Below are 18,497 nucleotides of genomic sequence, written 5' to 3'. Positions count from 1 at the left end.
ACGTCAGCGACGCCTCAGCCCGACAGCGTCGTACGCCCCGCGGACCGCCGCGGCGACCCGCACCGCCCGCCGGAGCGCGGATCACCTGCGCGGGGCCGCAGGCCGAGCGTCAGCGCCGGTCGCGCCGGTCGAGGTCCCGGTCGCGGCGCTCGTGCCGGTCGGCCCCGTCGAAGCGGCGCTCGCCGCCGCCGTCGCCGTCCCGGTCACGGCGTACGGTCGCCTTGCGGCCCTTGATGGTGCTGCCGCGCAGCCCCGCGATGACCTCGTCGGCGACGCTCTGGGGCACCTCCACCAGCGAGAACCGGTCGGCGATCTCGATCGAGCCGATGTCGCGGCCGCTGATCCCGGTCTCGCCGGTGATCGCGCCCACCAGGTCCTGCGGGCGCACCCCGGCGCGCCGGCCCAGCCCGATGAAGACCTGCGTGGTGCCGCCGGTGCGGGGCCGGGCGCCGCCCCGCCGCTCGCCCCGGCCGCCGGCCTCCGGCCGCCCCTCGCGCGGGCCCCGGACGGGGACCTGGGGGATCTCCTCCTCGTCGTCGGAGCCCGGCGACGTGGCCTCGTGCGCCAGCTTCACCGCCGCGAGGGCCACCTCGACCAGGTCGAACTCGTCGGTCAACGACTCGACGATCGCCCGGTACGGGTCGAGGTCGTCCTCCAGCAGGCTCTCGCGCAGGGCGCCCTGGGTCAGCTCCAACCGCCGGGTGCGCATGTCCGCCACCGTCGGGATCTTGTCGATCGCGATGCGCTGACCGGTGACCCGCTCGATGGTCTTGAGCATCCGGTGCTCGCGGGGCTCGGCGAGGGTGATCGCCACGCCCTCCCGACCGGCCCGGCCGACCCGGCCGATGCGGTGCACGTACGACTCGGGGGCCGACGGGACGTCGTAGTTGACCACGTGGGTGAGCTGCTCGACGTCCAGGCCGCGGGCGGCCACGTCGGTGGCGACCAGCAGGTCCGCGGTGCCCGTGCGCAGCCGGCCCATGACCCGGTCGCGCTGCTCCTGGCTCATGCCGCCGTGCAGTGCCTCGGCCCGGTAGCCGCGACCGTTCATGGTCTCGGTGAGCCGGTCGACCTCCTCGCGGCTGCGGCAGAAGACGATCGCCGCCGTGGGGGACTCGACGTCCAGCACCCGGCCCAGCGCCGCCGGCTTGTGCGCCCGGGCGACGATGTAAGCGCTCTGCCGCACCCGGGGCGCCTCGCCGGCCACCGGCTGCTCCCGGGCGATGAGGATACGGATCGGGTCGGTCAGGTGCTTGCGGGCCAGCCCGTCGATGCGCGCCGGCATCGTCGCCGAGAAGAGCACCGTCTGACGTTGCTCCGGCGCGTGCTCCAGGATCGCCTCGATGTCCTCGGCAAAGCCCATGTCGAGCATCTCGTCGGCCTCGTCGAGCACCACCGTGGCCAGCGAGCCCAGGTCGAGGGTGCCCCGGGCGATGTGGTCCAGCGCGCGGCCCGGGGTGGCGACCACGACGTCTACCCCGAGGTCCAGGGCGCGCAACTGCCGGCCGATCGGCTGCCCGCCGTAGATCGGCAGCACCCGCGCGCCCAGGTCCTTGCCGTAGCGGTGGAACGCTTCGGAGACCTGCACCGCCAGCTCACGGGTGGGCACCAGCACGAGCGCCACCGGGGCGCCGCCGCGCCGGCCGTCGGGCATCCGCTGCAACAGCGGCAGCGCGAAGGCGGCCGTCTTGCCCGTACCCGTCGCGGCCTGACCCAGCAGGTCCCGACCGGCCAGCAGCGGCGGGATGGCCTCCCGCTGGATCGGAGTGGGCTCCTCGTAGCCCAGGGCGGACAGCGCGCCCAGCAACTCGGCGCGTAGTCCGAGATCCGCGAAGGCGGTCGTGTCGTCGAGGGCGTCGGGGCCGGGCGCGGTGGGCGGGTCGTGCCGTACGGGTGCGGAACTCATGCGCCAAGCCTTTCATCACCACCTCGACGCCGTTTCGCCGACCGGCACAACAGCCCGTCGCTCTGCTCCGGTGGGTGCCCCGGCCAGCTAGCCTGGCGTCGTGCGTACGGTCGAACTGGTCTGCTCGCCCGACCTGGAGGCCGCGGTGCGCGGCGCCTGGCAGCGGCTGGCCGCGCTGGGCCTGCCCAGTCTGGCCCGCAACGCCCACCCGACGAACCGGCCGCACCTGACCCTCGCCGCCGTCGACGGGTTCCCGCCCGGCGCCCGGCAGCGGCTGGCCGACCTGTTCGACGCTGCGCTGCCGCTGCCGGTGCGGCTGGACCGGATCGCCGTGCTCGACGGCAGCGCCCCGCTGGTGTGGCTGGTGCAGCCGTCGCCGGAGTTGACCGCCCTGCACGCTTCGGTCGCAGACGTCCTCGCCGGGGCACCGGGCCAGCGACCCTGGCACGCGCCGGGCCGCTGGCGGCCGCACCTGAGCCTGGCGCTGCGCTTCCGCGACGCCGACCGCCGGCTGGCCCGCGCGGTGGCGGGCGTCGACCGCCCCGACGGCGCATTCGTCGCCGGGCGCAGCTACGACGGGCAGAGCCGCACGATCAGCGCGCTCGGCGGTGCCGACCACCGCCCGTGACCGACGGGGGTACGACGGCGACGCCCCGCCCGACGGCCCCGGTGACGCCGGCCCCGCCGCCGGGTGCCCCGAACGGGATCGGGCCCCCACCGTCCGGCGGGGGCCCGATCGCGGTTCAGCGGTGGAAGCGCAGGTAGTCGAAGTGCGCGGTGACCGCGGGGTCGGCGCCGCCGTGCGCGACCAGCCCGATCCGCGTCGGCGTTCCGCGTCGGCGTTCCGCCTCGGCGTTCCGCCTCGGCGTTCCGGCGAGGCCCCGTTACGCCGGCACTCCGTTCCCGCCGACGGCGCGCCCCCGCCGGTCGGCGTTCCGCCGACGCCCCGTCCCGCCTGGCGGTCGCTTCTCGCCCCCGATCTTCCAGGGCGGAAACCAGGTGTTCCGTCCCGAAGCTTGTTACCCAGGGTGAGGGTGAGTGCCAGTTACCGTGCGTTACGGCCGATGCTCGGGCCGCTGATGACCCTCTCACCCCTTTGCTCTGCATCCCTCAACGCACCACTTCTCTGGGCTGGTCTTTTGGATGCGCTGGCCCGGTCGGAGGCGTGCGTTCATCTGACTCTGAGTAGTTGGTGCGTATGTAGATGCAGAGCAAAGGGCGATGAGCGGAGATGTGGTCGGCGACCCGACCGTTACTTATCGTGATGCCGTGGCCGTGGCCGTGGCCGTGGCCGTGGCCGTGGCTGTGGTCGTCGGCTGGGGCTGGCGCGGCCAGGCTGCGGCGTCCGCGTCGTGCGTACGGCCGCCGCCGTGGCCGAGGTGCGGCGGGTTGAGCGGCGATGTCCCGGCCATGACCGTTCGTGCCCGACGGCGGCGGTCGGCCACCCCGAAAGGGTAGATAGGAGGATTGTTCGGACTCATCCCGTCCGACCTGATTACGGTGTGTCCAGGGCGATGCACAGTACTGCCGTGACGGGAGAGAGGACCCGACCATGCGAGTGCCCAGCCGAAGCCCGGGACAGCAGCCCGGTTCCTCCGTCACACCCGCCGCCCCGGCCCGGCGGCGTGCGTCCGCCATGCCGCCGCGGCCCGCCGCGCCGGACCTCGACGCCTACCGGGCGGCCGTGGCCGACCTGCTGGTCGAGGTCGGGGCGCTGGCCGGGGCGTCCTGCACCACCGCCCGGCAGGTGCTGATCGACGACCGGCTGCGTGAACCGGCGATCGCCGCCGTGCTCGACGCCACCCCGCAGGGGCTCGTCGGCGCCCGCGAGACGCTGCTGCTGGAGATGGCCCGCTACCAGCCCAACGCGCGCAGTTCCGCCGCCGACCTCGCCGCGCTGGTCCGGATCTACCTGCTCTCGCGCGTCGACGTGATGTGGTGGCGCGACGCCCCCACCTTCCTGACCGACGCTCAGGTCGACGCCAGCCAGGACCTGGTGGACCTGGAGTGGCTGCGCAGGCGGGACCTGCTGCGCTTCCGCTACACCGAGCAGCCCCGGACGCTGCTCGGACGCGGCCTGCGGGCGGCGCGGCGCCGGCTGCGGCCCGCGGCCACGCCGCGTACCGCCGGCCTGCGTTTCCGGCGGGCCCGCCGCGAGGTGGTGGCGCTGCTCAACGACGTCGCCCGGCAGTTCGCCGCCAGCACCCCGCCCGGCACGCCGCCGCTGTGGGTGACCAGCCTCGTCCGCAGCTCCGAACACCAGCACCGGCTGCGCCGACTCGGATACGCCGCCATGGTGCCCAGCGGCCACTGCCTCGGCTGGGCCGTCGACGTGGAGATGGAGTGGTTCGACCGGTTCGGCGTCCGGGACACCCTGGCCGAGCTGCTGCTGGCCCGGCAGCGGGCCGGCGAGGTCAACGTGGTCGACGAGGGGCAGGCCTGGCACCTGTGCCTCGCGCCGGTGGCGCGACGGCGGCTGCGCCGGGCGTACGAAGCCGAGATGGGGGTCTGAGCCCGATGTGTGGCATCGCGTTGAGCCTCGGCCCCGAGGCCGACCCGACGATCTTCCGGCGGATGCTCGCCACCCTCGCCCCACGCGGCGAGGTCACCGAGACCCGCTACGAGAACGGCCTGCTCACCGGCACCCGTCGGCTGCGGATCGTGGACCCCGAACGCGCCGTACAGCCATGGGTCTCCTCCGACGAGCGGTGGCTGCTCTGCTACAACGGCGAGGTCTTCAACCACCACGAGCTGCGCGCCGAACTCGTCCGGCTCGGGCACCGCTTCCGCAGCACCAGCGACACCGAGGTGGTGCTCGCGGCGTTCCTGCGGTGGGGCGAGGGCATGGTGACCCGGCTGCGCGGCGAGTACGCCTTCGCCGTCGTGGAACGGGCCACCGGCCGGGCCTACCTGGTGCGGGACGCGCTCGGCGTCAAGCCGTTGTACTGGACCCGGACGCCCGGCTGCCTGCACGTCGCCAGCGAGGTCAAGGCGCTGGTCGGGCACCGCGCCCCGATCGTCGAGGTGCCGCCCGGGCACCACGGCTGGGCCGAGCCCGACGGGTCGGTCCGGCTGCGCGCGTACGTCGACCTGCTGACCCTCGGTGACGGGCTGCCGGTGGTGGACGACCCGGACGAGGCCGCCCTGCTCGTCCGTGCCGCCCTCACCGACAGCATCCGGATGCGGGTGGACACGGACCTCACCGTGGGGGTGGTGCTCTCCGGCGGGTTGGACAGCTCGCTGGCCCTGCTGCACGTACGCGAGATGCACCCCGACTGCGTCGCCGTCACGGTCGGCGTGCCGGACAGCCCCGACGTCGCGTACGCGCGGCGGCTCGCGAAGGACCTGGGGGTGCCGCACGAGGTGGTCGAGCTGCGCCCCCGCGACATCCGGCTGGCCGACATCCGGGAGACCATCCGGATGTCCGAGCTGACCGAGTACGGCGACATCATCAACGCGGTGGTCACCGTGCCGCTGTTCCGCCGGCTGCGCGAGCTGGGCGTGAAGGTGGCGCTCACCGGGGACGGCTCGGACGAGCTGTTCGGCGGCTACCCGATGTACCACGAGGTCGGCCCCGAGGCGTCCCGCCGGCTCTTCCTGCACAAGATCCGAAACCTCTGCCGTACGGAGTTGCAGCGCGTCGACCGGGCCGGCATGGGGCACGGGGTGGAGGCCCGCGTGCCGTTTCTCGACCTGAGCCTGGTCGAGCTGGCGATGCGGCTGCCGGTCGGGCTGAAGATGCGCGACGGGCAGGAGAAGTGGATCGTCCGGCGGGCCTTCGCCGACCTGCTGCCGGACTACGTCCGGCGTCGGCCGAAGAATCCCATGTCGTACTCCTCGGGACTGCACGAGCGGGCCCGGCTCTACAAGCCGCTCTTCGCCCGGCTGCACCGCTCGTTCGGCTACCACCTGCTCGAACCGGTGCGCCGCGACTTCGACAACGTGTTGACCCGGTGCGGCAACGACCTGGACCGGGCCATCGCCGACGGCCGGGCCCGGCCCGACTACACGGTGCTGGAACACGCCCGCGACCTGGTGGGCGCGGCGAAGTGGAACGCCGCCCCGATGGTGCGCCGGCTGGTGGGGCCGCGCCGCACCCGGGGCGACGAGGCGCCGCTGCCGGGCTGACCGGGAGCCGTCCACCAGGGAGGGTTTTCCGCCGACAGGGCCCGGGTATCCCGGAATCCTGACCGAGAGGCGGGTGAATGACATGAAGCGCAATCAATACCACGTCGTACCGAACGGTGGCGGCTGGAAGGTCGAGCAGGGCAGCCAGGTGGTCGGCATGTTCGACACCAAGCAGCTCGCCGTCGAGGCGGGGCGCCGGGAGGCGCACGGCAACGAGCCGAGCCAGCTCGTCGTGCACACCTCCGACGGCAGGATCGAGACGGAGTACACCTACCAGAACGACCCGTACCCGCCGGCCGGCTGACCGCCGCCGCGTCCGACCCGGACACGGACGGGCCCGACCCTGCGGGGTCGGGCCCGTCGGCGTGCGAGGCGACTACCAGCTCAGGTAGCTGGGCTGGGTCTGTGCGTTCAGCTCGCGGTACCGGACGAGGTTCGCCGTCCACGTGCGCCAGTCGGTCAGCTTCAGGACGTCGAGGCCCTTGACCATGTCGTTGGAGTAGATGTAGCCGTTGTAGTAGTAGGCGGACCAGGTGCCACCGCCGACGAGCCGGTCGGCCGACAGCGGGCCCCGCTCCCAGAACGCGATTTCCTTCGGGTTGGCCGAGTCGGTGAAGTCCCAGACGGAGATGCCGCCCTGGTACCACGCCTGGACCATGATGTCGCGCCCGAGCACCGGGACCAGCGAGCCGTTGTGCGCCACGCAGTTCTCGGTGTCGGCGTTCATCCGGGGGATCTTGTAGTAGCTGCGGAAGACCATCGTGCGGGCGTCACCGCGACCGGTGATGTCGTAGATGGCGTCGGCGCCCCGCTCGGGGCCGATGGTCTCGTTGCAGGTGGCCGCGCCGCCGCCGCCCAGCTCGTCGGTGAAGACCACCTTGGTGCCGGCGTTGTTGAACGTGGCCGAGTGCCAGAAGGCGAAGTTGACGGTGTCGCGGACCCGGTTGATCAGCCGGGGGGCCTCGCGGTTCGAGATGTCCATCAGGACGCCGTCGCCCATGCACGCGCCCGCGGCGAGGTTCTTCTCCGGGTAGGCGGTGATGTCGTGACAGCCGGTGGTCGCCGCACCGCCGGGCCGGCCCTCGTAGCCGCCGTCCGGGAAGAGGTTCGGGGAGGCCACCACCGCCGCGTCGGTGGGCGATTCCACCGGCACCTTGACGATGGAGATGGAGTCGTGCGGGGGCTGGCAGTCGGGGAACTCCGCCCGCGGGCCGTACGAGGAGACGTACAGGTAGACGGTCTTGCGGTCCCTGCCCGGCACGAGGGTGTGGGTGTGTGATCCGCAGGCCGTCTCGACCGCCTTGACGTAGCGCGGGTTGGCCTTGTCGCCGATGTCGAAGACCTTGATGCCCTCCCAGGACGCCTTCTCCGTCGCCGGCGCGCTGGTGCTGTTGCAGGAGTCGTCGCTGCGCGACGAGTCGGTGGAGAGGAACAGCAGGTCGCCGTGGACGGAGATGTCGTTCTGCGACCCGGGGCAGTACACCTGCGCGACCACCGTCGGCGCGGTCGGCCGGGAGATGTCGTAGATGACGAAGCCGTTGTAGTTGCCGGCGAAGGCGTAGCGGCCCTGGAAGGCCAGGTCGCTGTTGGTGGCGTCCAGCGGCGCCTGCTTCGGCAGGTTGGCGACCTGCCGGAGATTGGGGCTGCTGACGATCTCGTCGACGCCGGGGATCGTGTCGGTGGTGTCCACCGTGCCGGACGGGGCGGACCGCGCCGCCACGCCGGCACTTCCCGGTGTGGCGGTGGCGACGCTGGCGAGGAGTAGGCCGGCGGCGGCCAGGCTCACGGTGGTGAGCCGCCTGGCCCGCGGGGTGCGGAAGCTGGTCATCGGCGACGCCCTTCGCAAGGGGATGACGATTGTGGACACCTTACAATCCGATGAGTTCCATCGATGTGATGCAGGTCACACAAATGTGTGTCGGTCGATGGATAGCATCGCCTTGACCTCTATCGGGGGGAGTGGCCCATGACCAGCCGCCGTACGCGGACCCTGACCGTCGTCATATCCGCGTTCCTGCTGGCGGTGGTGGTCGTCGCCGTTTTCCGCCCAGGTGGCGGCTCGACCGCGACTCCGGCGGGGCAGGTCGCCGCCCCCGCCACGACGCCCGCCCCGGCCGGCCCGAGCCAGCCCCCGGTGATCGTTCCCGGTCGTCCCGGTGAGACCGCCGCGATCCGGCCCGCCGAGGAGCTGCGCGGCGCGGCCGCGTCCCGGCACAACTCGATGGACGTCTGGTTCGTCCGGATGATGATCCCGCACCACGCCCAGGCGCTGGAGATGGCGGAGCTGGCCGGCGACCGCGCCGCCGACCCGTCCCTGCGCGCCCTCGCCGAGCGGATCCGCGCCAGCCAGGGGCCGGAGATCGGCATGATGCGGGGCTGGTTGCAGGCTCGCGGGCTCTCCACCGACGTGGCCGGGCACGACCACGGCAGCATGCGGGGCATGCAGACGCCCGAGGCGATCCGGCAGCTCGCGGCGGCGCGGGGCGCCGGATTCGACCGGCTCTTCGTGCGGATGATGACGGCGCACCACCAGGGCGCGGTGCAGATGGCCACGGATCTGCTCAAGGTCGGCTCCGACCTCACCCTGTCGGAGTTCGCCAACTCCGTCGCCACCGAGCAGACCGTCGAGATCGACCGGATGCGCGAACTGCTGGCGTGACCAGGCGGGCGTCCGACCCGGGCTCGGGGCGCAGCCTACGGGCGCTGCACCACCGGGCCGAGACAGCGGTTCAGCCCGGGCATGACCCGCTGCGCCACGTGCTCGGGCGTTTCCGAGGAGCCGGGCGGCGGACCGTGGGCGGTTCAGCCCTCCGGCGGGTTGGCCGGCTCGCCCGGCGTGCTCTGCGTCTGGGTCGGCTCCGCCGGCGGCGTGCTCTGCGTCGGGACGGCGGTGCTGGGCGACGGGCCCGGCGGGTCGGGGGTGCCGCTGGGCTCCGGCGACTCCGGCGCGACCGACCCGCTGGGCTGGGGAGAGACCGGGGGCGTGGTGGCCGACGGCGAAGGGCTGGAGGTGGAGCCGGTGGGCCGGAACGGCCGGCCGGGGTTGACGGGCGCGTCGTCCTGCTCCGGCGGGGCCTGCGCGGCACCGCTCGGCTCGGCGGCCGGGGTGGTCGCCTGCGGCACCTCGACCGCCGGCGCGTCGGCCTCGCGCGACGCGCCGAGTGCCGCGCCGAGCCCGGCCAGCGCCACCAGCACCGCCGCCGCGGCGCCGACGAGGGTGCCGCGACGCCTGCGCCGGGCCACGGTCGCGACGGCCGGCATGTCGGTGCGGGTGCCCGGGTCCACGCCGCCCGCCGCCGCGGGCACCATGGCGGTGGTCCCGGCAGGGTCGGACACGGCGGCCCGCGCGGCCTCGGCCATCGCCGCGCCGCTGCCGAACCGGTCGGCCGGATCCTTGGCCAGGGCGCGGGAGACCAGCGCCCGGACCGCCTCCGGGACGTCGTGCGGCAACTCCGGCGGCTCGTCATCGAGGTGGCGCACGGCGACCTGCAAGGGGTTGTCGCCGGTGAACGGCGGGCTGCCGCTGAGACAGCAGTAGGCCACGGCGCCGAGGGCGTAGATGTCCGTCGCGCCGGACACCGGCCGGCCGGCGGCCTGTTCCGGCGCCATGTAGAGCGCGGTGCCGGGCACCGCGTTCGTGCTGGTGATGCTGGTGACGTTGGTCGACCGGGCGACGCCGAAGTCGACCAGCACGACGCTGCCGTCCTCCTGCACCAGCAGGTTGCTGGGTTTGACGTCGCGGTGCACGATCCCGCCGAGGTGCGCGGCGTGCAGCGCCTGCGCGACCTGCGCGACCATGCCCATCGTCTCGGCCACGTCGAGGCGCCCGGCGGCCTCGATGCGCTTGGACAGCGGCTGCCCGGTCACGAACTCCATGACCAGGTAGTCGGCGTGGCTGCCGTCGGGCAGGTCGTCCTCGCCACAGTCGAAGACCTGGACGATGCCCGGGTGGCGCAGGGCGGCCATGATCCGGGCCTCGGCGCGGAAGCGGGCGATGAAGTCGGGGTCGGAGACCAGCGCCGGCAGCAGGACCTTGACCGCGACCTGCCGGCCGAGGACGAGGTCCTTGCCCCGCCAGACGTCGCCCATGCCGCCCGTGGCGACACGCTCGTCCAGGCGGTAGCGACCGCTGAGTACGACCTCCGATGACAACACAGCACCACCGTACCCAGACCGCCTGAGATCGGCGCATCGCCCGTCGCCGGCCCCGCCCGCACCGGGCGCGAGGTGGGTGCGGCGCGGCCGGACCCGCCTCGGATGCGCTGTGACGGGCCGTGGACTGGGTGTGACGGTACTCCTCCCGGGTGGGCCCTAAGCTGGTCGAATGCGCCGTCGTGGGTGACCGCTGGTCGGCGCAGCGTCCCGGGCCGTCGCGATGTTACGGCGACGGGCCGGCCGAACGGCTAGATAATTCTCACTCTTTTATCCCCCGAGCGGGCTTGCCCGATCGGCGCGGCCCTCCTAGCGTTAGCCCGACTCGGGCCCGCCCCACGAAGTCGCCGCGGCACCTGCGCCAACTGCCGCGCCGGCACGGCAGGCGCCCGGACGTGCCGTCCGGGCGAAGCGGTCCCGGGCGTGAACCAGGTCAGCGGGGGGCTGAGGGTGCGGGATCAGGTCCGGTTGCCGGGCCGTGCTTGCCTCGCGCACGCCCACCTCGGTGTGCGTCGCCTGCGCGGATCCACGGGACGGAAGCGACGGCCACATGGCGGGTGAGCTGAACGAGGCCGTCGTGGCGGCACAGGCCGGCGACGAGGATGCCTTCCGCTTCCTCTACCGCAGCCTCCAGCCCGGTCTGCTCCGTTACCTGACCGCCCTGGTCGGCGCGGACGCCGAGGACGTCGCCTCCGAGACCTGGTTGCAGATCTCCCGTGACCTGCCCAGTTTCACCGGTGGCGAGTTCCGGGCGTGGGCCGTCACCATCGCCCGCAACCGGGCCATGGACCACCTGCGCCGGCAACGCCGACGTCCGTCGCTGCCGGTGCCGGTGCAGGCGCTCGCCGAACTGGCAGGTGACGCCGACACCGCCGAACGGGCGGGTGAGACGATCGGCACCGAGGCGGCGCTCGCGCTGATCGCCACCCTGCCGCCCCGCGAGGCCGAGGCCGTCCTGCTGCGCGCGGTCGTCGGGCTCGACGCCGAGACCGCCGGGCGGGTGCTCGGTCGCCGGCCCGGAGCCGTACGCACCGCCGCCCACCGGGGCCTGCGCCGGCTCGCCGCCCTGATGGAACGCTACGACCCGACCCGGTCGCCCGTCGCCCCCGATGCCGCCGCGCCGCCCCGACCGCGTACCGGCAGGCGGCAGGCGTCGCACGCCGAGCCGGCGGACGGCTGACGTGAGGGGACTCAGGATGTTCTTCCGCAGGACCGAGCGGCCCGCCGACCGCGGCGCGTCCGACCGGCTCCTCGACGCGGCGCGCACGGGCACCCCCCGTGCACCGGGCACCGACGGTTCCGAGCCGCTCAGCCGCCTGCTCTCCGCCGCCGCCGCGCCCGCCCGCCCCGACGAACTGGCCGGCGAGGAGGCCGCGGTGGCCGCTTTCCGGGCGGCCCGGGCGGCCGGACCCGCCGCCGGGAAGGTCCCGTCGCCACGGCGCCGCCGGTTCACCGCCGGCGCCGTGGCCTGGGGCGCGGGCATCGCGGTCACCGCGACCGCGGGCGCCGCCCTCGCGGCCGGCGCGCTCGACCGGGCCGACGACCCGCCGCCGCGCCCCGCCACCCCGGCGCCGCAGACCACGGAGCCGGCCACCACCGGGCCGGGACAGGACGGGCCGACCGCAGCCACCGGCGGCGGCCACCCCACCGGGATCCCGTCCGGCCCTTCCGCCACCGGGATCCCGCCCGGCCCTTCCACCGTCCCCACCTCGGACGCACCCGGTGCCGGCACCACCGCCGGCAACCCGCCGGGGACGCCGGAGCCGCGTGCCGAACACCTGCACGGCCTCTGCCGGGCATACCTGGCCAAGCAGCCGGCGCAGCGGGAGAAGGCGCTGGACACCCCCTCGTTCGCCGGCCTGGTGACCGCGGCGGGCGGCCGGGAGCAGGTCGAGGGCTTCTGCGGAGAACTGGTGCCCGAGGCGGCGGCGGAGGAGCCGCCCGGCAGGTCGACGAGGAAGGGGCCGACGGTGACGCCGACCCCGGGCCCGACCGCCGACTGAGCCGTCGCGGCCGCCCAGGCCGGCCTGGTCCGCCGACGCCCCGGAGGACCGGGTCCGCCGTCTCCGCCTGCACGTTCCGCCCGATCGCGCGGAACTCGTCTGCTAGACAGGAATGGGTGGGACCGCCGACGCCCTCGTCGATGACGGTGGGTGGCGCTACGGTGACACCGATCGGAAGTGGGCCGGGAAGGGAGACCGTCCTGTGGTGACATCGCCGGAACTCGACCGGAGCACCGTCCTGCGGGAGTCCGCCGCCGCCGAGGGGCACCTGGCGCGCATCTGCTTCAAGACCGGTCCACCGACGCACACCGGCGTCGAACTCGAATGGACCGTGCACGACGCCGCCGACCCCGCCCGCCCGGTCGACGGCGAGCGGCTACGGGCGGCCCTGGGGCGACACAGCCCCCGCACCCTCGACCGCGCGAGCCCCGCCGATCCGCTCCCGCACGGTGGCACCGTGACCGTGGAGCCCGGCGGTCAGTTGGAGATCTCCACCGCGCCGCGCTCCTCACTCGCCACCCTCATCCACGCGGCCGACGGCGACATCGCCGAGCTGAGCGGCCTGCTCGACGCCGCCGGGCTGGTCCTCGGCCGCAGTGGCATAGACCCGCACCGGCCGCCCCGACCGGTGGTGGAGGGCCCCCGCTACCGCGCCATGCGCCACGTCTTCGACCGACGTGGCCCGGCCGGCCGGACGATGATGTACAGCACCGCCGGGCTCCAGGTCTGCCTGGACGCCGGGGAGCCGGAGCACCTGCCGGACCGGTGGGCGGCGGTGCACGCGCTCGGGCCGCCCCTGCTGGCCGCGTTCGCCACGGCCGACCGGCACGCCGGCCGCAACACCGGGTGGGCGTCCGCCCGGATGGCGGCCTGGTACGGCATCGAACCGGCCCGCACCCGTCCCGTCTGGACGCCCGAGACCGACGTCGACCCGGTCACCGCCTGGACCAGATACGTCCTCGCCGCGCCGCTGCTCTGCGTGCGTGGCGACGGCCCCGACTGGACGCCGCCGCCGGGGATCACGTTCGCCGACTGGGTCGACGGGGCGCTGCCCCGACCGCCCACCACCGACGACCTCGACTACCACGTGAGCACCCTCTTTCCGCCGGTGCGGCCCCGGGGCTACCTGGAGCTGCGCTACCTCGACACGCAGCCGGGCCGGGGCTGGACGATCCCGCTCGCGGTGCTGGCCGTCCTGCTCGCCGACCCCGGCACGGTCCGGGCGGCCCGCACCGTCGCCGGGCCGGTGGCGCACCGCTGGCACGCCGCCGCCCGCCACGGCCTGCGTGACCCGGTGCTGGCCGCCGCCGCGGCGGACCTGTTCGACCTGGCCCTCGCGGCCCTGCCCCGGCTCGAGCTGCCGGCGGCCCTGCACGACGACCTCGACCGAGGCATACGGCGGCGGCGGGACGCCGCGGGGAGGAGCGACCGGTGACCGGAGCGACCACGCGGTCGACGGGCGCGGAACAGTTGCGCAGCCGGATCGCGGCGGAGCTGGAACGCACCCGCGCCCGCACCGTCCTGCTGACCGAGACCGTCGACGAGGCCGACCTGATGCGGCAGCACTCGCCGCTGATGTCGCCGCTGGTCTGGGACCTCGCCCACGTCGGCAACCAGGAGGAACTCTGGCTGGTCCGGGACGTGGGCGGGCGCGAACCCGTCCGGCGGGACATCGACGACCTGTACGACGCGTTCAAGCAGCCCCGCCGGGACCGCCCGGCGCTGCCGCTGCTGCCCCCGCAGGAGGCCCGCGACTACGTGCTCACCGTCCGGGACAAGGTGCTCGACCTGCTGGACCGGGTCGCGTTCACCGAGCGGGCACTGGTCGCCGACGGCTTCGCCTTCGGCATGATCGTGCAGCACGAGCAGCAGCACGACGAGACGATGCTCGCCACCCACCAGCTGCGCGCCGGGCCGGCGGTGCTGCACGCCCCGCCGCCGCCGGAGCCGACGGCCCGGGTCGACACCGGGGTTCTGGTGCCGGCTGGCGAGTTCACCATGGGCACCGACACCGACCCGTGGGCGATGGACAACGAGCGCCCGGCCCACCGGGTGCACCTGCCGGCGTACGTCATCGACGCGGCGCCGGTGACCAACGGGCGCTACCGCGAGTTCATCGCCGACGGCGGCTACGACGACCCGCGCTGGTGGAGCCCGGCCGGCTGGCGGCACCGCCGGGAGGCGGAGCTGGTCGCGCCGATGCACTGGCGACGCGACGGCGACGGCTGGGCCTACCGGCGGTTCGGGCGGTGGGCGCCGGTACGCGACGACGAGCCGGTGGTGCACGTCTGCTTCCACGAGGCGCAGGCGTACGCCGCGTGGGCCGGTAAGCGGCTGCCGACCGAGGCGGAGTGGGAGAAGGCGGCCCGCTGGGACCCGGCCACCGGCCGCTCCCGCCGCTACCCCTGGGGCGACGCCGATCCCACCGCCGAGCACGCCAACCTGGGCCAGCGGCACCTGTGGCCCGCCCCGGTGGGCGCCTATCCGGCCGGCGCCTCGCCGTTGGGCGTGCACCAGCTCATCGGCGACGTGTGGGAGTGGACCTCCACCCCGTTCCGGGGGCATCCCGGCTTCACCGCGTTTCCCTACCGCGAATACTCGGAGGTCTTCTTCGGCGACGATCACCAAGTGCTGCGCGGCGGGTCGTTCGGCACCGACCGGGCCGCCTGCCGGGGCACCTTCCGCAACTGGGACCTCCCGATCCGGCGGCAGATCTTCAGCGGCTTCCGCTGCGCGCGCGACGCCCGACCGGAGGAGTCGCGGCCATGAGGACGAGGCCGAGGGGAGGCAGGATCGCGCGCCGACCGCGCTCCCTGCGCCGGGGCCGGCATCCGGGCCACCCCGCCGCGGGGCCGGGCGGGACCGGGCATCCGGGGCACCCCGCCGCCGGGCGGGAAGGTGCCGCCTGATGTGCCGCCACCTGGCCTACCTGGGGCCGCCGGTGACCCTGCGGGAGCTGTTGTTCGACCCGCCGTACTCCCTCGTGCGGCAGTCCTGGGCGCCCCGCGACATGCGCGGGGGCGGAACGATCAACGCCGACGGTTTCGGCGTCGGCTGGTACCCGGGCGACGGCGAGCCGGTGCGCTACCGGCGCTCGCAGCCGATCTGGAGCGACCCGACCATCGCCCAGCTCGCGGAGGTCACCTCGGCCGGCGCGGTGCTGGCCGCCGTCCGCTCCGCCACGGTGGGCATGGCGGTGCTCGACGGGGCCGCCGCCCCGTTCGCCGAGGGGCGCTGGCTGTTCAGCCACAACGGGGTGGTGCGGGGCTGGCCCGACTCGATGGTCGCGCTCGCCGCCACCCTGCCCGTACGGGATCTGCTCACCCTCGACGCGGCCACCGACTCGGCGCTGCTGTGGGCGCTGGTGCGCCATCGGCTGCGGGCCGGGGTGAAGCCGGCGCGCGCGATCGCCGAGACCGTGACGGCGGTGGCCGGGGCCGCACCCGGGTCCCGGCTCAACCTGCTGCTCACCGACGGGCGCACCGTGGTGGCCAGCGCGGTCGGGCACGCGCTGTCTATCCGCGCGACGCCGGCCTCGGTGCTGCTGGCGTCCGAGCCGCACGACGACGACCCCGGCTGGCAGGCGGTGCCGGACGGGCGACTGGTGGAGGCCACCGCGACGGGGGTGCGCGTCCGCGCCCTCGCCGAGGTCTGACCGCCGGCCGACAGCGACGTTCCACCCGACGACGAAGGGGACGACATGAGCGCGGAGCCGCTGGAGATCCACCTGGAGGAGCAGGACCTGGGCCGTAGCCTCCGGGACGACGTCCGCACCGGCCTGACAGCCGAGGAGAAGTGGCTGCCCCCCAAGTGGTTCTACGATGCCCGCGGCAGCGAGCTGTTCGAGGAGATCACCCGGCTGCCGGAGTACTACCCGACCCGGGCCGAGCGCGCGGTGCTGGCCGAGCGGGCGGCCACGATCGCCGAGCTGACCGGGGCGAAGACGCTGATCGAGCTCGGCTCGGGGTCGTCGGAGAAGACAAGGCTGCTGCTGGACGCGTTCACCCGCCGGGGCGGGCTCGGCACGTTCGTGCCGCTGGACGTGTCGGTCAGCGCACTGCGGCAGTCGACCGCCGAGATCGCCGTCGACTACCCGGGGCTGCGGGTACGCGGCATCGTGGGTGACTTCACCCGCCACCTGGACCGCCTGCCGACCGGCGGGCGCCGGCTGGTGCTCTTTCTGGGCGGCACGATCGGCAACCTCCTGCCGGCCGAGCGGGCGGGGTTCCTCGCCGCGATGCGGGCTGCGCTGGAGCCGGGTGACTGGCTGCTGATCGGCACGGACCTGGTCAAGGACCCGGCGGTGGTGGTGCCGGCGTACGACGACGCGGCCGGGGTCACCGCCGAGTTCAACCGCAACGTGCTGCGGGTGGTCAACCGGGAGCTGGGCGCCGACTTCGATCCGGAGGGCTTCGCCCACGTCGCGCTCTGGGACCCGCGGCGGGAGTGGATCGAGATGCGGCTGCGGGCGCGGCGGCCGATGCGCGTACGGGTGCTCGACCTGGCGGTCGCCTTCGCCGAGGGCGAGGAGTTGCGCACGGAGGTGTCGGCGAAGTTCCGGCCCGAGGGGATCGCCGCCGAGCTGGGTGCCGCCCGCTTCGCGGCCCACGACTTCTGGACCGACCCGGACGGACTGTTCGGCGTCACCCTGGCCCGCGCCGGATAGCGGCGGCGCCCGCGCCGGGTGACCGGCAGGGTCCTGCGTGACGGCCGGTGCCGGCCTGCCCGGGTGAGCAGCCTCACCCGGCCAGGCCGGCCGGATCGGTGGTCGGCTAGGCTGGGCGGCACGAAGGGGAGTAGCCCCCAATGCCGTGGTCGACACACTGGTGCGTTCCGCATCCGGCCACGCGGCCTCGTCATCCGAGGCGGGCGAGACCTTCGACCCAGGCTGTAGCAGCCGGGTCGAGGGCGCCCCGTACCTCCTCCCGGCATGATCCGGAAGGATGTCATGGAAGGCTTCCTCGTCGCGCTGGTGGTCAGCTTCGGCGTCATCTTCGTCGCGGAGCTGGGGGACAAGTCCCAGCTGATGGCCCTGACCTTCGCCACCCGCTTCAAAACCGTACCGGTCCTGATCGGGATCACCGTCGCCACCGCCGTGGTGCACCTGGCCTCGGTGGCGATCGGCCACGGGCTCGGCGCGGCACTGCCGACGGAGTGGATCTCCCTCGTCGGGGGCCTGGCGTTCCTCGGCTTCGGAGCGTGGACCCTGCGCGGCGACACCCTCACCGAGCAGGAGAAGCGCAAGGCTGAGAAGACCAGCAAGTCCGCCATCGTCGCGGTGTCGGTCGCGTTCTTCCTGGCCGAGTTGGGCGACAAGACCATGCTCGCCACGATCACCCTCGCCACCCAGTACGGCTGGTTCGGCACCTGGCTCGGCTCGACGATCGGCATGGTGGCGGCGGACGCGCTCGCCATCCTCGTCGGGCGGATGCTCGGCCGGCGGCTGCCGGAGAAGACCATCAGGTACGGCGCTGCGGTGCTCTTCGCGATCTGCGGGCTCTGGCTGATCCTGGAGGCCGTCACGCAGCTCACCTGACGCCGACTACCGCCGTGCTGGCCGGGTAAGGCCAGCGGGTGGGTGTCGAGGAGATCCTGCGCCACGGCTACCAGAGCCTGGTCACCGCGGTGGAGGTCGCCGGCGCGGTGGTCATCTTCGTCGGGGCGGCGTGGGCGGCGCTGCGGTTCGTGGTCGAGGGGCTGCGGCGCCGCAGCGCCGACGTGTTCACGCCGATCCGGCTCTCCCTGGGGCGGTTCCTCACCCTCGGGCTGGAGTTCCAGCTCGCGGCGGACATCCTGCGTACGGCGCTCTCGCCGACCTTCGCCCAGATCGGCCAGCTGGCGGCCATCGCCACGATCCGGACCGCGTTGAACTACTTCCTGGGCCGGGAGATCCGCCAGGAGCAGCAGCAGGTCCGCGCGGTGGAGCGCGGCGGGTGATCCCCGCCCTGGTCGCCGCCGTCACCGCGGCCGCCGCCCTGGCCGGGCTGGCGGTGCTGTTCGGCACGGGATCCTGGCGGTCGGCCATGCGGGTGCTGCTGGACCTGCTCACCGCCGCGGGCCTGCTGCGGCTGGCCGGCGGCCAGGGCTGGCCGGACCTGGCCGCCGCGGCGGCGATCGTGCTGCTGCGCCGGCTGCTCTGGGCCGCGCTCACCGCCGGCGGGCCGCCCGGGCAGGTCCGCAACCCGCCGTCGCGGGCCCCGGACGCGCCCGGCTGAGGGTTGGCGGCCCGGCATGGGGCACCCCGGCCCGGCGGCGCGAACCGGCCTGGCGGCGCGAACCGGCCTGGCGGCGCGAACCGGCCCGGCGGC

General features: G+C 74.4%; 17 protein-coding genes. 14 read left to right on the top strand and 3 right to left on the bottom strand.

Annotated features, from left to right (window positions below; all coding sequences use genetic code 11):
* Positions 1–109: 109 nt before the first annotated feature.
* Entirely contained in the window at positions 110–1,906 is a 1,797-nt protein-coding gene (locus KBX06_RS14215) for a DEAD/DEAH box helicase (protein ID WP_210834988.1), read from the bottom strand.
* Between the two features lie 100 nt (positions 1,907–2,006).
* Between KBX06_RS14215 and KBX06_RS14210 the strand changes: the two genes are divergently transcribed.
* The 4 genes from KBX06_RS14210 (at position 2,007) to KBX06_RS14195 (ending at position 6,338) form a co-directional block, all read left to right on the top strand.
* Complete coding sequence (locus KBX06_RS14210; protein ID WP_210834987.1) at positions 2,007–2,534, top strand: 2'-5' RNA ligase family protein; 528 nt, start codon at positions 2,007–2,009, stop codon at positions 2,532–2,534.
* 924 nt (positions 2,535–3,458) lie between these two features.
* Positions 3,459–4,418: a DUF5715 family protein gene (locus tag KBX06_RS14205; RefSeq protein ID WP_210834986.1), complete on the top strand. Its 960-nt coding sequence runs from the start codon at positions 3,459–3,461 to the stop codon at positions 4,416–4,418.
* A gap of 5 nt (positions 4,419–4,423) precedes the next feature.
* Complete coding sequence (locus KBX06_RS14200) at positions 4,424–6,034, top strand: asparagine synthetase B (protein WP_210834985.1); 1,611 nt, start codon at positions 4,424–4,426, stop codon at positions 6,032–6,034.
* Positions 6,035–6,116: 82 nt separating this feature from the next.
* Complete coding sequence (locus tag KBX06_RS14195) at positions 6,117–6,338, top strand: DUF2188 domain-containing protein (RefSeq protein ID WP_210834984.1); 222 nt, start codon at positions 6,117–6,119, stop codon at positions 6,336–6,338.
* A gap of 72 nt (positions 6,339–6,410) precedes the next feature.
* Here the strand turns inward: KBX06_RS14195 and KBX06_RS14190 are convergent, their stop codons facing one another.
* Positions 6,411–7,862, bottom strand: a complete 1,452-nt coding sequence (locus KBX06_RS14190; RefSeq protein ID WP_210834983.1) for an LVIVD repeat-containing protein — start codon at positions 7,860–7,862, stop codon at positions 6,411–6,413.
* 138 nt (positions 7,863–8,000) lie between these two features.
* On the opposite strand from KBX06_RS14190, the gene KBX06_RS14185 reads away from it, so the two are divergent.
* A complete protein-coding gene (locus tag KBX06_RS14185) occupies positions 8,001–8,693 on the top strand; it encodes a DUF305 domain-containing protein (RefSeq protein WP_210834982.1) in 693 nt (230 codons plus the stop codon).
* 143 nt (positions 8,694–8,836) lie between these two features.
* Here the strand turns inward: KBX06_RS14185 and KBX06_RS14180 are convergent, their stop codons facing one another.
* Entirely contained in the window at positions 8,837–10,189 is a 1,353-nt protein-coding gene (locus KBX06_RS14180) for a serine/threonine-protein kinase (protein ID WP_210834981.1), read from the bottom strand.
* 547 nt (positions 10,190–10,736) lie between these two features.
* Between KBX06_RS14180 and KBX06_RS14175 the strand changes: the two genes are divergently transcribed.
* From KBX06_RS14175 to KBX06_RS14135, 9 genes are all read left to right on the top strand, one after another.
* The gene (locus KBX06_RS14175) at positions 10,737–11,366 is read left to right on the top strand and encodes an RNA polymerase sigma factor (RefSeq protein WP_210834980.1); all 630 of its coding nucleotides are present in this window, start codon (positions 10,737–10,739) and stop codon (positions 11,364–11,366) included.
* A 16-nt stretch (positions 11,367–11,382) separates the two neighbouring features.
* Positions 11,383–12,189, top strand: a complete 807-nt coding sequence (locus tag KBX06_RS14170; protein WP_210834979.1) for a hypothetical protein — start codon at positions 11,383–11,385, stop codon at positions 12,187–12,189.
* 202 nt (positions 12,190–12,391) lie between these two features.
* Positions 12,392–13,624, top strand: a complete 1,233-nt coding sequence (gene egtA / locus KBX06_RS14165; RefSeq protein WP_210834978.1) for an ergothioneine biosynthesis glutamate--cysteine ligase EgtA — start codon at positions 12,392–12,394, stop codon at positions 13,622–13,624.
* Positions 13,621–14,958: an ergothioneine biosynthesis protein EgtB gene (egtB, locus tag KBX06_RS14160; protein ID WP_210834977.1), complete on the top strand. Its 1,338-nt coding sequence runs from the start codon at positions 13,621–13,623 to the stop codon at positions 14,956–14,958. Before egtA ends, egtB begins: the two co-directional genes overlap by 4 nt.
* 139 nt (positions 14,959–15,097) lie before the next feature.
* On the top strand, positions 15,098–15,844 hold the full coding sequence (egtC, locus tag KBX06_RS14155; RefSeq protein WP_210834976.1) for an ergothioneine biosynthesis protein EgtC: 747 nt from the start codon (positions 15,098–15,100) through the stop codon (positions 15,842–15,844).
* 45 nt (positions 15,845–15,889) lie between these two features.
* The gene (egtD, locus tag KBX06_RS14150; protein WP_210834975.1) at positions 15,890–16,855 is read left to right on the top strand and encodes an L-histidine N(alpha)-methyltransferase; all 966 of its coding nucleotides are present in this window, start codon (positions 15,890–15,892) and stop codon (positions 16,853–16,855) included.
* A gap of 282 nt (positions 16,856–17,137) precedes the next feature.
* Positions 17,138–17,725 carry a TMEM165/GDT1 family protein gene (locus tag KBX06_RS14145; protein ID WP_210835167.1) on the top strand — a complete coding sequence of 196 codons (588 nt, stop codon included), beginning with the start codon at positions 17,138–17,140 and terminating at the stop codon, positions 17,723–17,725.
* A 38-nt stretch (positions 17,726–17,763) separates the two neighbouring features.
* Positions 17,764–18,126, top strand: coding sequence for a DUF1622 domain-containing protein (locus KBX06_RS14140; RefSeq protein ID WP_210834974.1), 363 nt, complete (start codon positions 17,764–17,766; stop codon positions 18,124–18,126).
* A complete protein-coding gene (locus KBX06_RS14135) occupies positions 18,123–18,404 on the top strand; it encodes a hypothetical protein (RefSeq protein ID WP_210834973.1) in 282 nt (93 codons plus the stop codon). The genes KBX06_RS14140 and KBX06_RS14135 overlap by 4 nt, the downstream gene beginning before the upstream one ends.
* Positions 18,405–18,497 lie beyond the last annotated feature (93 nt).

The organism is Micromonospora sp. C31 (assembly GCF_018070575.1).
In the GTDB taxonomy this organism is placed as follows: Bacteria; Actinomycetota; Actinomycetes; order Mycobacteriales; family Micromonosporaceae; genus Micromonospora.
The sequence above is the reverse complement of the archived record's forward strand: the minus strand, read 5'-3'. Positions and strand labels throughout refer to the sequence as shown.

Bases quoted from the DNA above. Each gene is read 5' to 3' on its own strand.
- KBX06_RS14170 (WP_210834979.1), top strand. From the start codon at position 11,383: ATGTTCTTCCGCAGGACCGAGCGGCCCGCCGACCGCGGCGCGTCCGAC.
- KBX06_RS14175 (WP_210834980.1), top strand. From the start codon at position 10,737: ATGGCGGGTGAGCTGAACGAGGCCGTCGTGGCGGCACAGGCCGGCGAC.
- KBX06_RS14185 (WP_210834982.1), top strand. From the start codon at position 8,001: ATGACCAGCCGCCGTACGCGGACCCTGACCGTCGTCATATCCGCGTTC.
- KBX06_RS14200 (WP_210834985.1), top strand. From the start codon at position 4,424: ATGTGTGGCATCGCGTTGAGCCTCGGCCCCGAGGCCGACCCGACGATC.
- KBX06_RS14190 (WP_210834983.1), bottom strand. From the start codon at position 7,862: ATGACCAGCTTCCGCACCCCGCGGGCCAGGCGGCTCACCACCGTGAGC.
- KBX06_RS14145 (WP_210835167.1), top strand. From the start codon at position 17,138: ATGGAAGGCTTCCTCGTCGCGCTGGTGGTCAGCTTCGGCGTCATCTTC.
- egtC (WP_210834976.1), top strand. From the start codon at position 15,098: ATGTGCCGCCACCTGGCCTACCTGGGGCCGCCGGTGACCCTGCGGGAG.
- KBX06_RS14205 (WP_210834986.1), top strand. From the start codon at position 3,459: ATGCGAGTGCCCAGCCGAAGCCCGGGACAGCAGCCCGGTTCCTCCGTC.
- KBX06_RS14215 (WP_210834988.1), bottom strand. From the start codon at position 1,906: ATGAGTTCCGCACCCGTACGGCACGACCCGCCCACCGCGCCCGGCCCC.
- egtD (WP_210834975.1), top strand. From the start codon at position 15,890: ATGAGCGCGGAGCCGCTGGAGATCCACCTGGAGGAGCAGGACCTGGGC.
- KBX06_RS14195 (WP_210834984.1), top strand. From the start codon at position 6,117: ATGAAGCGCAATCAATACCACGTCGTACCGAACGGTGGCGGCTGGAAG.